This is a genomic window from Rhizobium sp. HT1-10 (genome assembly GCF_049472505.1).
Taxonomy (GTDB): Bacteria; Pseudomonadota; Alphaproteobacteria; order Rhizobiales; family Rhizobiaceae; genus Rhizobium.
Window position 1 is genome coordinate 276,591 of the sequence record NZ_JBCEBQ010000003.1, and the last position, 15,052, is coordinate 291,642.

11 protein-coding genes are annotated in these 15,052 nt (G+C 62.9%); 5 read left to right on the forward strand and 6 right to left on the reverse strand.

Going from position 1 to position 15,052, the window contains the following annotated elements; genetic code table 11:
• Nucleotides 1–6: 6 nt before the first annotated feature.
• Complete coding sequence (gene greA / locus VH564_RS09965; RefSeq protein WP_423339665.1) at nt 7–483, reverse strand: transcription elongation factor GreA; 477 nt, start codon at nt 481–483, stop codon at nt 7–9.
• 249 nt (nt 484–732) lie between these two features.
• On the opposite strand from greA, the gene VH564_RS09970 reads away from it, so the two are divergent.
• Both VH564_RS09970 and VH564_RS09975 read left to right on the forward strand, forming a co-directional pair.
• Complete coding sequence (locus tag VH564_RS09970) at nt 733–1,965, forward strand: putative DNA modification/repair radical SAM protein (RefSeq protein WP_423339666.1); 1,233 nt, start codon at nt 733–735, stop codon at nt 1,963–1,965.
• Between the two features lie 11 nt (nt 1,966–1,976).
• A complete protein-coding gene (locus VH564_RS09975) occupies nt 1,977–3,578 on the forward strand; it encodes a UdgX family uracil-DNA binding protein (protein WP_423339667.1) in 1,602 nt (533 codons plus the stop codon).
• A gap of 4 nt (nt 3,579–3,582) precedes the next feature.
• Here the strand turns inward: VH564_RS09975 and VH564_RS09980 are convergent, their stop codons facing one another.
• From VH564_RS09980 to VH564_RS09990, 3 genes are all read right to left on the reverse strand, one after another.
• Nucleotides 3,583–4,776, reverse strand: a complete 1,194-nt coding sequence (locus VH564_RS09980; protein ID WP_423339668.1) for a T6SS phospholipase effector Tle1-like catalytic domain-containing protein — start codon at nt 4,774–4,776, stop codon at nt 3,583–3,585.
• A 106-nt stretch (nt 4,777–4,882) separates the two neighbouring features.
• Nucleotides 4,883–8,371, reverse strand: a complete 3,489-nt coding sequence (carB, locus tag VH564_RS09985; protein ID WP_423339669.1) for a carbamoyl-phosphate synthase large subunit — start codon at nt 8,369–8,371, stop codon at nt 4,883–4,885.
• Between the two features lie 161 nt (nt 8,372–8,532).
• Entirely contained in the window at nt 8,533–9,567 is a 1,035-nt protein-coding gene (locus VH564_RS09990; protein ID WP_423339670.1) for a zinc-dependent alcohol dehydrogenase family protein, read from the reverse strand.
• A gap of 182 nt (nt 9,568–9,749) precedes the next feature.
• Between VH564_RS09990 and VH564_RS09995 the strand changes: the two genes are divergently transcribed.
• Together VH564_RS09995 and ypfJ are read left to right on the forward strand one after the other, a co-directional pair.
• On the forward strand, nt 9,750–10,235 hold the full coding sequence (locus VH564_RS09995) for a DUF2306 domain-containing protein (protein ID WP_423339671.1): 486 nt from the start codon (nt 9,750–9,752) through the stop codon (nt 10,233–10,235).
• Nucleotides 10,236–10,328: 93 nt separating this feature from the next.
• A complete protein-coding gene (gene ypfJ, locus VH564_RS10000; protein ID WP_423339672.1) occupies nt 10,329–11,252 on the forward strand; it encodes a KPN_02809 family neutral zinc metallopeptidase in 924 nt (307 codons plus the stop codon).
• A gap of 91 nt (nt 11,253–11,343) precedes the next feature.
• Here the strand turns inward: ypfJ and VH564_RS10005 are convergent, their stop codons facing one another.
• A complete protein-coding gene (locus VH564_RS10005) occupies nt 11,344–12,234 on the reverse strand; it encodes an SDR family oxidoreductase (protein ID WP_423339673.1) in 891 nt (296 codons plus the stop codon).
• A gap of 93 nt (nt 12,235–12,327) precedes the next feature.
• On the opposite strand from VH564_RS10005, the gene VH564_RS10010 reads away from it, so the two are divergent.
• Nucleotides 12,328–13,182: a helix-turn-helix transcriptional regulator gene (locus VH564_RS10010; RefSeq protein WP_423339674.1), complete on the forward strand. Its 855-nt coding sequence runs from the start codon at nt 12,328–12,330 to the stop codon at nt 13,180–13,182.
• Here the strand turns inward: VH564_RS10010 and VH564_RS10015 are convergent.
• Complete coding sequence (locus tag VH564_RS10015) at nt 13,179–15,026, reverse strand: tetratricopeptide repeat protein (protein WP_423339675.1); 1,848 nt, start codon at nt 15,024–15,026, stop codon at nt 13,179–13,181. The two genes, VH564_RS10010 and VH564_RS10015, sit on opposite strands and share 4 nt — an antisense overlap.
• Nucleotides 15,027–15,052: the final 26 nt, after the last annotated feature.

Consider the following 15,052-nt stretch of genomic DNA (forward strand, 5'->3'; position numbering starts at 1 on the left):
CCAGGCTCAGCCCCAGGTGATGGAGAGGATTTCGTAGGCCTTGGAGCCACCGGGTGCGTTGACCTCGATGGAATCGCCGACTTCCTTGCCGATCAGTGCGCGGGCAATAGGCGACGAGATGGAAATGCGGCCGGCCTTCACATCGGCTTCCTGGTCGCCGACGATCTGGTAGGTCTTCTGCTCGTCCGTGTCCTCGTCCACCAGCTTGACGCGGGCGCCGAACTTGACCGTCGTGCCCGACATCTTCGAAAGGTCGATCACCTCGGCACGGGCCACCAGATCCTCGACTTCGCCGATGCGGCCCTCGTTGTGGCTCTGTGCTTCCTTGGCGGCATGATATTCGGCATTTTCCGACAGGTCGCCGTGGGCGCGCGCTTCGGAAATAGCCTCGATGATCCGCGGCCGTTCCTGCTGCTGGCGCCAGCGCAGTTCTTCCTGCAGATTGGCGAAGCCGCTTTGCGTCATCGGTACCTTGTCAACCATGTCTCTGTCCTTCAGTCCTATGTCGTAGCTGCCGACACAAAAGAAAACAGGTCCCGAAGGAAAACTTCGGAACCGTGCAATAGCCGCTATATGGGGTTCATATAACAGATTGCGACGGCAGATTTCCAGAGAATTCGCACCGGAATGGTGCAAGCAGCGGTAGTTCTTTTGCTTAGCCTGCTTAATTTGCCCGAGGATGCCAAGCTGCCAACTTGACCTGACTCCAAAGAACATATAGTGAACGTCGTTATGAAAAAGTCGTTGAATGATCGTCTCGCCATTCTCTCCGACGCTGCCAAGTATGACGCGTCCTGTGCCTCCAGCGGCACCTCGAAGCGCAGCTCGGCGCAATCGGGCGGCCTGGGGTCCACCGAAGGGGCGGGCATCTGCCATTCCTACGCGCCGGACGGTCGCTGCATCTCGCTACTCAAAATCCTGATGACCAATTTCTGCATCTACGACTGCGCCTATTGCGTCAACCGGTCGTCGAGCAATGTCGAGCGGGCCCGCTTTACCGTCGAGGAGGTGGTGTGGCTGACGCTGGAGTTCTATCGGCGCAATTACATCGAGGGGCTGTTCCTGTCCTCCGGCATCATCCGGTCTTCAGATCATACGATGGAGGAGATGGTCCGCATCGCCCGCGAGCTGCGCGTCACCCATAATTTTCGCGGCTACATTCATCTGAAATCGATTCCCGAAGCCTCGCCGAAGCTGATCGAGGAGGCGGGCCTCTATGCCGATCGTCTGTCTCTGAACATCGAACTGCCGACCGATGTCGGGATCACGCGCCTTGCCCCGGAAAAGAAGCCCGTCGGCATCCGCCAGGCGATGGGCGCGCTGCGGCTGAAGATCGAGGAGGCCAGCGAGCCGACGCTGCAGAGCAAGAAGCGCAAGCGTTTTGCGCCGGCCGGACAGAGCACGCAGATGATCGTCGGCGCAGACGAGGCCAACGATGCGACGATCCTTGGCACAAGCGCACGGCTCTATGGCAGCTACGGCATGAAGCGCGTCTATTATTCCGCCTTCAGCCCGATCCCCGATTCGTCGAAGAACCTGCCGCTGATCAAGCCGCCGCTGATGCGCGAGCACCGGCTCTACCAGGCGGACTGGCTTTATCGATTCTACGGTTTCGGCATTGGCGAGATCACCGGCCAGCAGGCCGGCGGCATGCTGGATCTCGATCTCGACCCGAAACTCGCCTGGGCGCTCGGCAACCGCCACGACTTCCCGGTCGACATCAACGTGGCGGCGCGCGAAACGCTGCTGCGCGTGCCGGGGCTGGGCACCAAGACGGTAAAATCCATCCTGTCGGCGCGGCGTTTCTGCCGGCTGCGGATGGAGGATCTGGCCCGGCTCGGGGTCTCCGTGAAGAAGGTGCAGGCTTTTGTCGTTGCCGAGGGCTGGAGCCCGCGCAAGCTCGCCGACCGGCAGGATCTGCGTTCGATGTTCGCGCCGAAGCCCGTGCAGCTTTCGCTGCTCTGATGGCGACTGTCATGCGCAGGGTGACGCTGAAGGGCAGGGGCGACCTCGCCGAATGGCGCGATGCCGCGCGGCCGTTGCTTGGCCGAGGCGTCGCGCCTGACGCGATTGACTGGCGCGAGGCCGCTGAAGACATCGACCTGTTCGGATCGGCCGGCGGCTTGGAGCCGGCGCTATTCAACAAGGATACCAGCGGTTCGTCCGACTTGCGCCGCGCGGCCCCGGTACTGTCGGCGCCTTCACTTTTTGAAGACAGCCCGATGCCTCAAGCGACGGAGCTGCCGGCCAGCAAGACGGCGGCCAGCGATAAGCCGGCGGGAACTGCGGCCATCTCGGTGCCGCCTGCCTTCATCAGCCTGGCGGAGGCGGTGCTGTGCCACTCCGATCCGGGCCGCTTCGCCTTGCTCTACCGCATCCTTTTCCGACTGCTCCAGGATCGCAGGCTGCTTGACATCGTCTCCGATGTCGACGTCCACCGGGCGCTGATGCTGCAAAAATCGGTGCGGCGGGACTGCCACAAGATGACGGCCTTCGTGCGCTTCAAGGAGATCGATGTCGACGAGGCCCTGCCGCGCCGGCGCTTCGTCGCCTGGTTCGAGCCGGATCATCACATCGTCGCCCGCACCGCGCCGTTCTTCCAGCGCCGCTTCAACGACATGGACTGGCTGATCGCCACGCCGGAGGGATCGGCGGCCTGGGACGGAACGGCGCTGACCATCTCCGACGTGCCCGTTGCCAAACCATCCCTCACGGATGAAGCCGATACGCTGTGGCGTACCTATTTCAGCAACATCTTCAATCCGGCGCGGCTCAAGGTGAAGGCGATGCAGGCCGAGATGCCGAAGAAATACTGGAAGAACCTGCCGGAGGCCGATCTCATTCCGGGCATGATCGCCGGCGCTGAGGCCAGCGTCCTGGCGATGGCCAAGCGGGCGGCGACGGAGCCGCTTCCCTTTCACCAGCGGCTCCAGGCGGCTGCGGCAGCCGAGCGGCCACCGGTGTCCACGGCGCCCGAGGGCAGCATCGAGGCCCTGCGCGAATCTGCCCGTCACTGCACCCGCTGCGAACTTCATTGTCATGCAACCCAGACTGTGTTCGGCGAAGGGCCGGAAAATGCTTCCGTGATGGTCGTCGGCGAGCAGCCCGGCGATCAGGAGGATCTGGCCGGCCGTCCTTTCGTCGGGCCTGCGGGCAAGGTGTTCAACCAGGCGGTCGACAAGGCCGGCATCGACCGCACCGCGCTCTATGTCACCAATGCCGTCAAGCATTTCAAATACGAGCCGCGTGGAAAACGCCGCATCCACCAGAAGCCGACCATGGGTGAGGTCAGGCATTGCCGCTGGTGGCTGGATGGCGAGCGGGCGATCATCCGCCCGAAGCTGACCGTCGCGCTGGGCGCCACGGCCCTGTTCGCGCTGACCGACAGCCGCCAGAAGCTGGAGGAGGTCCGGGGGCGGGCCTTGCCGCTTGCCGACGGCAGCAGCCTCTTCGTCACCGTCCATCCGTCCTATCTCCTGCGCATTCCGGATGCGGGACGCAAGGCCGAGGAGCTGGCGCGGTTTCAGGCGGAGATGGGCGCTGTCCGACGCCTCATGGATAAGGGCGGGGCGGATTAGGCCGTCACGGCACGAAATGAGGCTCGGCCGGGAGATTGGGCGGATGGTAATCCCCGACGGAGAGACGCGTCCTGACAGACTCGTGCAGCGAAGCGCCGGTGGGAATGAGACGGGGATCGCTGCGGGGAATATAGACACCCGAGGCGCCGCCGCGCCGCGACGACGTCGGCGGTATTTTACGCGGTACCCATTCCAGCAGTTGCCATGCGGCATTCATCGAATTGTGCAGCGGGGCGGTCGGCGAAAGGCTCGCGTATTTGATGTTCTTGGGATCTTTTCCAAGCACGATCCGGTTGACGACAGTGTGACGGTAAAGCAATCCGGTCGGCTCCGTCTCCCGGATCATCCAATCCAGCGGTATCTTGATCTGCGCGCTTTCCATTTCGGCGTAGCCGCCGCCGACGTCGCCATGGACGCCGGAAAACCAGACTTCCTTGAAATTCTGCTTGCCCTGTGCCGGGGCGAAGGGATTGCCGTGGTAGTCCTGATCGGGAGTCCAGGGCTCGGGACGAAACATCGTTCGCCTTTCGTCGATCGCCAGCGCGTGGCGGACCCATTCGACGCTCGGATTGCGGTGGGTGAAGGTATGCGTCTTCATCTGCAGCCGGCCGTGACCGAGTTCGATCAGCGACGCCACCGTATCGAAAAGGCCTAGAAGCTTGATCGGGGGGCGGTCGTTGCGAAGCGCTTTTTCATAGAGCCGCATGTCGGAAAAGGGCGATTTGCCGTCCACACCGGCGACGGCAATGGAACCCGAGGGGATGCTTTTATAGGTCCGGTAGGCGTAGTCGATGAGATTGATATTGTATTTGCTCGTCAGGCCGAAGGCATGGATGAAACCGGCAAGGACGCGCGCCGTATAGGCTCCCCGGCTGAAGCCGAAGATATAGATGCGGTCCCGGTCGCGGTGGTGGCCGTCCACCAAAGGGCCGGCATCGTAATTCTCAACCAGAAAGCGATAGGCTTCCTTCACATTCTGATCCAGCCCCCAGCCGGTGGCAAGGCCCCATAGCTCGACCGTATTGTGCCACAGGGGAGACCAGCTGTCGTCGGCACCGAAGGTGCCGACACCGGGATCGTAGTAGACAACCTGCTCTTCCGATCTGCGCAATATGCCGAACAGCCGCAGGATATTCGTTCGATCGGTCGATATTTCGTTGGAGGTACCGTCGAAAAGGATGACAATATTCTTGGACATCGCATTCCCCCTGGAAGACGAGGCGAGAATAACGCGCCTGCTAGGGAAATACAACTCTTAGTGGATTTTGTCGCGGCCTCACAGGCCGCGACCGGATGCTTCCCGTTCAGCCGAAATAGCTCTGCAACGGCCTGACTTCGAGATTACCCGCCTTGAGCGCCTGGATCGCCATGGCGGCGGCTTCGGCGCCGGCCATGGTGGTGTAGTAGGGCACCTTCTGCATCAGCGTTGCGCGGCGGATCGACTTGGAGTCCGAGATCGCCTTGTTGCTATCCGTCGTGTTGATGACGAGCTGCACCTGGCGATTGCGGATGGCGTCCTCGATATGGGGGCGGCCTTCCAGAACCTTGTTGATCTTGGTCGTGGCGATGCCGTGTTCGGCGAGGAAGCGGGCGGTGCCGCCTGTGGCCATGACTTTGAAGCCCTGTTCGACCAGCATGTTGATCGCCGGCAGGACGCGCGGCTTGTCTTCGTCGCGCACGGCCACGAAGACGGTGCCGCCGCGCGGCAGCTCGACGCCGGCGCCGAGCTGCGCCTTGGCGAAGGCGAGCGCGAAATCGGTGTCGAGGCCGATGACTTCACCGGTCGAGCGCATTTCGGGGCCCAGCAGCGTGTCGACGCCCGGGAAGCGGGCGAAGGGGAACACGGCTTCCTTGACGGCGATGTGCTTCAGGTTGCGCGGGTCGGGCTTCTTGCCATAGGCGGCGAAGGCGGCATCGAGGCTCTCGCCGGCCATGACGCGGGCAGCGACCTTGGCAATCGGTGCGCCGATTGCCTTGGCGACGAAGGGCACGGTGCGCGAGGCGCGCGGATTGACTTCGAGCACGTAAACGGTGCCGTCCTTGATGGCGAACTGGACGTTCATCAGGCCGACGACGTTCAGCGCCTTGGCCATCGCCTTGGTCTGGCGTTCCAGCTCGTCGATCATTTCGGAGGAGAGCGTACGTGGAGGCAGCGAGCAGGCGCTGTCGCCGGAGTGGATGCCGGCTTCCTCGATATGTTCCATGATGCCGGCAATGAAGGCATTTTCGCCATCGGCCAGGCAATCGACGTCGATCTCGATGGCATTCGACAGGTAGCTGTCGAACAGCAGCGGGTTCTTGCTGAGCAGCGTGTTGATCTGGCCGGTCTTGTCGTTCGGATAGCGCTGCTTGATATCCTCGGGCACCAGGCCCGGAACGGTGTCGAGCAGGTAGGTCTGCAGCATCGATTCCGAATGGATGATCTGCATGGCGCGGCCGCCGAGCACGTAGGACGGGCGGACCACCAGCGGGAAGCCGATTTCCGAAGCGACGACGCGGGCCTGCTCGACCGAATAGGCGATGCCGTTGTTCGGCTGGTTGAGGTCGAGCTTCATCAAGAGCTTCTGGAAGCGGTCGCGGTCTTCGGCGAGATCGATCATGTCAGGTGCTGTACCCAGGATCGGGATGCCGTTCTTTTCCAGCGCTTCGGCCAGCTTCAGCGGCGTCTGGCCGCCGAACTGGACGATGACGCCGACGACTTCGCCGCTTTCCTGCTCGGCGCGCAGGATTTCGATCACGTCCTCGGCCGTCAGCGGCTCGAAATAGAGCCGGTTCGAGGTGTCGTAGTCGGTCGACACGGTTTCCGGGTTGCAGTTGATCATGATCGCTTCATAGCCGGCATCCTGCAGCGCGAAGGCGGCGTGGCAGCAGCAATAGTCGAACTCGATGCCCTGGCCGATGCGGTTCGGACCGCCGCCGAGGATGACGACCTTCTTGGCCGACGTCACATTGGCTTCGGAGCGCGCTTCGCCGACGAAGGGCGTCTCGTAGCTCGAATACATGTAGGCGGTCGGCGAGGCGAATTCGGCGGCGCAGGTGTCGATCCGCTTGAACACCGGACGGACGTTGAGAGCGTTGCGCTTTTCCGCGACTTCCTTCGGCCGCTTGCCGGAAAGGGTGGCCAGACGCGCGTCGGAAAAGCCCATGGCCTTCAGCATGCGCAGGTTGACGGCATCGTCCGGCAGGCCGTGTTCGCGGACGCGGGCTTCCATGTCGACGATGGCCTTCAGCTGGGCGATGAACCAGGGGTCGATCTTGCAGCCTTCGTGCACCTCTTCGGCGCTCATGCCCATGCGGAGCGCCTGGGCGACCATGCGCAGGCGGTCCGGCGTCGGCGTGCCGATGGCGGCGCGGATGGCGTTGCGGCTGCCTTCGCCTTCCTCGGTACCGGGGATCTCGATCTCGTCGAGGCCGGTGAGGCCGGTTTCAAGGCCGCGCAGCGCCTTCTGCAGCGATTCGGCAAAGGTACGGCCGATTGCCATGACTTCGCCGACCGACTTCATCGCGGTCGTCAGGACGGGCGAGGCGCCGGGGAATTTCTCGAAGGCAAAGCGCGGGATCTTGGTGACGACGTAATCGATCGACGGCTCGAAGGACGCGGGCGTCGCGCCGCCCGTGATGTCGTTGTCGAGTTCGTCGAGGGTGTAGCCGACGGCAAGCTTGGCAGCGACGCGGGCGATCGGGAAGCCGGTCGCCTTGGAGGCCAGCGCCGAGGAGCGCGACACGCGCGGGTTCATCTCGATGACGACGAGGCGACCGTCGGCCGGGTTGACGGCGAACTGCACGTTCGAGCCGCCGGTCTCGACGCCGATCTCGCGCAGCACGGCGATCGAGGCGTTGCGCATCATCTGGTATTCTTTGTCGGTCAGCGTCAGGGCAGGCGCGACGGTGATCGAATCGCCGGTGTGGACTCCCATCGGGTCGATGTTCTCGATCGAGCAGATGATGATGCAGTTGTCCGCCTTGTCGCGGACGACTTCCATTTCATATTCCTTCCAGCCGAGCACCGATTCCTCGATCAGCACTTCCGTGGTCGGCGAGGCGTCGAGGCCGGAGCCGACGATCTCGAAGAATTCGGAGCGGTTGTAGGCAATGCCGCCGCCGGTGCCGCCCATGGTGAAGGACGGGCGGATGATGGCGGGCAGGCCGACGACGTCGATCGCCTGGGCTGCCAGCGCCATGGCGTGGCTCATGTAGCGCTGCTTGCGGTCGGTTTCGCCGAGGTTCCAGGTGTTCTCGAGATCGTCAAGCGCGGTGTCAAGCTCGGCGCCGGAAAGCCGTGCCTTGACTGCGTCGCGGGCCGTCTCATGGCTGTTGCGGTCGAGTTCCTTGATGTCGGTGGCGTTGGCCAGCAGCGATTTCGGTGTTTCGAGGCCGATGCGGGCCATGGCTTCGCGGAACAGCGCGCGATCCTCGGCCATGTCGATGGCAGCCGGCTTGGCGCCGATCATTTCGACATTGTAGCGGTCGAGCACGCCCATGCGCTTCAGCGACAGGGCCGTGTTGAGCGCGGTCTGGCCGCCCATGGTCGGCAGCAGCGCATCGGGGCGCTCCTTGGCGATGATCTTGGCGACGACCTCAGGGGTGATCGGCTCGACATAGGTGGCGTCGGCCAGATCCGGGTCGGTCATGATGGTGGCCGGATTGGAGTTGACGAGGATGACGCGGTAGCCTTCCTCCTTCAGCGCCTTGCAGGCCTGAGTGCCGGAATAGTCGAACTCGCATGCCTGACCGATGACGATCGGCCCCGCGCCGATGATGAGGATCGATTTTATGTCTTCGCGCTTCGGCATATCAACTATCCATTTTTCCGCGTGCGCCAATAGCCAGCCAGGTGTGTCCACCGGCCGGGCGCGCGCTCTGCATCTCAAAAGGCTAGAAGCGGCTTATAGGCAAATGTTTTTGCAAACGGAACCCCATAAATCGCGCAATCGACAGGATTCCCGGTCCTTCTTCAGGGGGCTGTCGATTGGGGGACGACAAGCACGCGGATTTCGCCGGGACGGGCAGGGTGGCGAATGGATTGCGCACCCTCGTCTAGGCCAACCACGCGCGAGATCAGCGGGGCGACATCGATGGCACCGGAGGCGATCAGATCGGCGGCGCGGCGATGGGTGAAGGGGTTGATGAAGGAGCCGATGAACTTCAATTCGCGGAACAGGAGGTCGAAGGGTTCGATGGCGACGGTCTCGCCTTGCGGCATGACGCCGAGAATGACGACAGTGCCGCCGCTTTTTGCCATCCGCGGCGATTGCCGAACGGTCTCGGCGACACCGGCGCATTCGAACACCACGTCGGCACCGCCAGGCAACAGGCCGTCGGGTCCGCAAATCGCGGCAATAGGCTCGCCAGCGCCCGGATCGAGCGTTGCGGTCGCGCCGAGGCGTTCGGCCAGCGCGCGCTTTTCGGCCTGGCGGGTGACGAGCACGACGCGCGTCGCGCCGGCCAGTCGCGCCAGCTGCACGACCAACAGGCCGATGACGCCGCCGCCGAGAACGACCACCGAGGCGCCCGTCTCAATCTTTGCCATGTCGACTCCATGCAGGCAGCAGGCGAGCGGCTCGCAGAAGGCACCGTGCAGGGGGTCGAGGTCGAGGGGGAGTTCGAAGGCCTGTGTGACCGGCAGGATCGCATAGTCGGCAAAGCCGCCGTCGCGATGAATGCCGATTGCCTGCAGCCTTTCGCACAGGTTGACGCGGCCGCTGCGGCACTGGCTGCAGAGGCCGCAGGAGATGTTCGGATCGCAGGTGACGCGCATGCCGACCGAGAAGCCCGATGTATCCGGGCCCACAGCCTCGACGATGCCTGAGAATTCGTGGCCGAGGGTGACCGGGGGAGTCGAGGGAAACTCACCGTGCAATATGTGCCGGTCGGTACCACAGATGCCGCAGGATTCGACGCGCACGAGCAACTCGCCTGATCCCGGCACCGGTTTGGCGACCTCGCCGACCGAAAGCTGTCCGATTGCGTCAAGGCGTATGGCCTGCATTGCGGTCTCCTCCCAGAGTCTGTTCGCTCGGATGCAAGGGGCGATAAAACTGCCTTCGCGTCAAGCCGCGCGATCCGGTATTCAACGGAAACAGCCCTCGCGCCGGCTCTCGACTCCGCCGCGATCGACGGTATGATCGGCGAGATGGCACCGGCTCTGCGTGCCCCATCCAGGTGTTGTGCATGACCCTCGAACCGCTGCTCTCGGCATCGCCTGCCATCAAGATCCATGTGGTCGCCGTGCTGTCATCGGCACTGCTCGGCGCCTACCTGCTGCTGCGTGCGAAGGGAACGCCGGTGCATCGGCTTCTCGGAAAGATCTGGTTGGCGCTGATGGTCGTGACGGCGATCTCGAGTTTCTTTATCCACGAGCTGAATGTCTTTCACGGCTTCAGCCCGATCCATCTTCTGTCCATCTTTGTGTTGGTAGCCTGTGCCCAGGCAATCCTTGCCGCCCGCCGACACGACATCGATCGTCATCGACGGGCCGTCACCGGGCTCTACTTCGGCGGCATCGGCATTGCCGGCGGCTTTACCCTACTGCCGCACCGGATCATGAATGAGGTGATCTTCACCGGCCGTGAGACCCTGCCGCTCCTGCTGCTGGTTGCAACGGCGGCGCTGCTCGGCTGGTTTCTTTTCAGCGGAAAGCCGCGCGGCACCAGCTGACGGGCGATATTGCGCCCTCGACTGGTTATTGTTGCTCCGGCGGATATATAGGGTCTAACGAAATATGCGCCAGCGCAGCCGGGGAGACAGGTCATGGAATGGAAGGGACGTCGACAGTCCGACAATATCGAGGATGAGCGTGGCTCTTCCGGCGGCACGGGACCGCTCGGTGGCAGCGGCGGCTTCAATTTTCCGGGCGGCGGCATGCGGCGAGGCGGCGGCGGGCTCAGCATTGGAACGATCGTCGTTCTGGTGGTGCTCTACCTGATCCTCAAGGCGATGGGCATCGATATGCTGCAGATCCTTGGGCAGGGCGATACCAGCGGCAATACCGGTTCCAACTATGAGCAGAGCAGTTCGGCGCCCCGCAATGCGGCCGATGACGAAACCAAGGCCTTCGTGGCGACGGTGCTTGCCGAGACGGAGGACACCTGGGGCGGTATCTTCAAGTCGATGGGCAAGACCTACGAGGATCCGAAACTGGTGCTGTTCACCAACCGGCTGAACTCCGGCTGCGGTCTCGCATCGACGGCTTCAGGACCCTTCTATTGCCCGAGCGACCGCAAGATCTACCTCGACATGGGCTTTTTCGAGGAGATGAAGGACAAGTTCAGCGCGTCAGGCGATTTCGCCCAGGCCTATGTGGTGGCCCACGAGGTCGGTCATCACGTGCAGAACCTGCTTGGCATCCTGCCCAAGGCCGATCAGGCCCGCAGCCAGATGAACGAGGTCGACAGCAACAAGATGTCGGTCCGGATCGAACTGCAAGCCGATTGCTTCGCCGGGATCTGGGGCAAGTTTACCCAGCAGAAGGGCATTCTCGACAGTGGCGATCTTGAAGAAGCGCTGAATGCCGCCCAGCAGATCGGCGACGATACGCTGCAGAAGAAGAGCCAGGGCTATGTCGTCCCCGACAGCTTCAACCATGGCACCTCGGCGCAGCGCGTCAAATGGTTCAAGCAGGGCTTCGACAGTGGCAAGCTGACATCCTGTGACACGTTCTCGAACCCTGTCTAATCAGCTTCCTCGGCGGGGCCGGGCTCTGTTGCAAGCCCGGCTGTGACAACTCTCGTGGCATTGCGGGCTGTGCCCGCAATGCCATTTTATCTTATATCGCGTAACTCATCGCATTTAGGTCGGCGAGCAATGACGGGCCTGTCGGGTGCCAGCCGAGCTTTGTCTGGGTGGCGGCGCTAGAGGCGCTCATGTTCATGCCGACAAACATTGCCATCCAGCCGAAATGTTCCGATGCCTGCTCCGGCGAGACCGAGACAACGGGAAGGTTGAGGCCTCGCCCGAGGGCTTCGGCAATGGCGCGGCTTTCGATGCCCTCTTCGCCAACGGCATTGTAGCGGGCGCCGGGCTCGGCCCTTTCAAGGGCCAGTCGGTAGAGGCGCGCCACGTCGAGCAGGTGGCCAGCCGGCCAACGGTTGAGACCCTCTCCGAGATAGGCCGATACGCCCTTTTGCCGCGCGATGTCGATCAGCGGGGTGATCAGCCCCTGCTTAAGCGTGTTGTGCACCTGCGGCAGGCGCACCACCGAAAGATTGATGCCCATCTCGAGCAGCGTCTGGCCGGCAAGCTCGGAGGCGATACGCGGGTTCGGATGGCTAGCATCGAAGACATCCTCCGTCGCGGGCTTACCATGGCCCCGGCTGCCCATGCCGGTGCCAGAGGTGATGATCATCGGCCGGTTCGAGCCGGTGAGAGCCGACCCCAGGGCGGCGATGGCGCGCCGGTCTTTTTCGCAATTTTCAACGAACCGCGAGAAATCGTGGTCGAAGGCGACGTGGATGACGCCATCTGCTTCTGCCGCCCCGCGACGCAGGCTGTCGACGTCCTCGAGCGTGCCGCGGTGCACCCTGGCGCCCGCTGCGGTGAGCGCTTCCGCGCCTGCATCGGATCGCGTCATGCCGACCACCTCGTGGCCTGCCTTGAGGAGTTCGGGCACCACAGCCGAGCCGATGAAGCCGGTCGCGCCGGTGAGGAATACACGCATTTTCATTCTCCTTGTTGAGACCCCACTATCGATCAAGCGTCTATTCTGTTAAAGTAGTGACCTTATCCTGGTATAAGCTCTAATAGGATCATCATGGCGATGAATGCCGCGGGCACATTGGCCGCATTTTTGAAGGATCGCCGCACCCGCCTCGATCCCACTGCTTTCGGTTTTGGGGGGCGTCGGAGAACGCCGGGCCTGCGCCGGGAGGAAGTGGCGCAACGGGCCAATATCAGCCCGACATGGTACACATGGCTGGAGCAGGGACGCGGTGGCGCGCCCTCGGCTGACGTGCTGAACCGCATCGCCAGCGGGTTGATGCTGACGGAGCCGGAGCGCGAGCATCTGTTCATGCTGGGCCTCGGACGGCCGCCCGAGGTGCGCTACAAACCGGTCGATGGTGTCTCTCCCCGTCTTCAACGGCTGCTCGATAAACTGGAATCCAGTCCGGCCATCGTCAGGACGCCCACCTGGCAGGTGGTCGCCTGGAACCAGGCTGCGGCCGTCGTCCTCACCGACTACGGCACCTTGCCGGAAGAGCAGCGCAATATCCTGCGACTGATATTCCGCAACCCCGCCATCAGGGCGAGGCAGGACGGATGGGAGGACGTGGCGCGCATTGTCGTCGCCGCATTTCGCGCCGACGCGGCTCGGGCGGGAGCGGTGTCCGAGGTGGCGGATCTGGTTGCCGAGCTTCGTCTCGCCAGCCCCGAATTCGAAGCGCTATGGTTGGAAAACGATGTCAAGGTTCATGGGGATGGCCTGAAGCGCCTGCATCATCCGCTTCTCGGCACGTTCGAGATGGAGTACTCGGCCTTCTCGGTCGAAGGGCGGCCGGATCTGAGCCTGCTCGTCTACAATCCCGTCGATCCTAAGATTGCGGACCGCGTCCGCGACCTGGTCGCGGAACGCAAGAGCGAACTACAGAGCGATCGCGCGCCTGGCTAGGCTGCCGAAACGTCGCTCGCGCGCTTGCGCAAAAGTTGCTCGAAGGCAGCCTTGATCTTGATGACGTGCGGCGTCTTGTACTCGAAGCCTTCGTTGTGGAGGTGAATCAGCATGGTAGCGTTGACTTCGAAGACGATGACCTTGCCGTTGGCGTCGACGGAGCAGTCAATGCCGAAATAATCGAGATTGACGATCCGCCTTATCATGTCGAGGGCTGCCATGGCCTCTGTGCTGAAGAAGCGGCCAGGCTCTTCGAGAAAGGCCTTCTCTTCGTCGCGCATCCATTGCAACTCGCCCATGCGGGTCGAGATGTGGTGGACTTTCCAGCTATCGCCGATCGCCAGGTGGTAGGGGAAGATTGCCGCGCCGACGAAGATGAGCCGGTATTTTCGGAAGAAGCCGTCGGCCGACCGGTAATCGACGAAATCCGTGAGGTAGAGCGGGTGGTCGCCTGCCTGTTGGGCGAAGTCGCGCATCTCATCCGGACCAGATACGACCTCCATCTTTTCGCCGCCATGGGTGCCGGCGTGGCGGATGATCAGGGGGAAGGGGTGACTTTCGCCACCATTCAACCTTCGCAGCAATTCCGGCGCGTCGATGCGCAGCGTCTTTGGCATAACGACACCCGGAACAGTTGCGAGCCGTCTGGACATCGTCTGGCGGTCCGTCGCGATGATCAGGGATGGATGATTGACGACCGGCTTGCGCAGGGAGGCGACGAGCTCGCCCAGAGAGCCGATCATCTGCAAGCCGAGATCGGCGTCCGAGATCAGGTTGACGACGACGTCCGCGGCTTCGGTCAAGGCCGCCGTGTCATACCGATGGTTCTCTAGAACGATGACGAGGTTTGAATCGAAACGGGCATCGCTGATCAGGTCCTCGTAGGGCGTGTTTCCGGCGAACGGTGAAAACAGCATCAACGCCTTGAAATCCGCCGGTTGAACCTTTGCCGGATAGCTGCAAGCAATGCCGCCTTGCGCCGCACCTAGGAAGTTGTCCCGGGCGGCCTCAGCGCGGCCAAAATGGATTTCGAGGCCGCCGCAGAGGAGTAGGGCCTGCTGGTTGCCGGGTTCGATAGCAAGGGCCGCCCGACCGCGCTCCAACGCTTCCTCCGGCCGTCCGGCCAGTTTCAGCGCTCCGCCGAGGTTCGCCAGGCAGGCGGCATCCTCGGATGATATCGTCAAAGCCCGCTCGTAAGCAGCGATGGACTGGTTGAGGTCGCCGTTCTTTTGCAGCAGGTCGCCCAGTGCCGACCAGTGGGAGGCTTCGCCTGGCTCAAGCAGGCAGGCACGGGCGGCGGAATCGGTCGCGCTCGGCATATCCCCCAGGGCTTCCAGAACATGGCTGCGCTTGACGAAAGCCTCGACGTGATCGCCCTTCAGGGCGAGCGAACGGTCCAGGCTCGACAGAGCCTCCGGCAGTCGTCGCAGATCGGCCTGCAGCGCGCCGCGCTTATACCACAGCATCGCGTCATCGGGCCGCAGGGCAATCGCGCGGTCATAGCATCGTAGCGCCTGTTCGGCGTCGCCGGTCGAGCGCAATGCGATGGCAAGACCCGTCAACGCCTGCATGTCGTCGGGGCGGAGGCGAAGGCATGTCTCGAACCAGTCGATGGATTCTTGCGGCCGCTCGACCTGTATCAGGAGGTAGGCCAGCGTGTTGCAGGCCATGGGTTCGCCGCGAACGAGCTGTCGCTCCGACAAGAGGAGGTCGATCGCCGTGTCGTACGCACCGCTACCCAGCAGTTCCGCCGTCCGGCCGAGGAGTGCCGGCAAGGGGGACGGATGCGCGGCGGATGGGGCGAGGTACTGGTTCATAAGTAGGCTTTCAGAATACGCTGTCATGGAAGGTCATGCCCCCCAAACTCAAT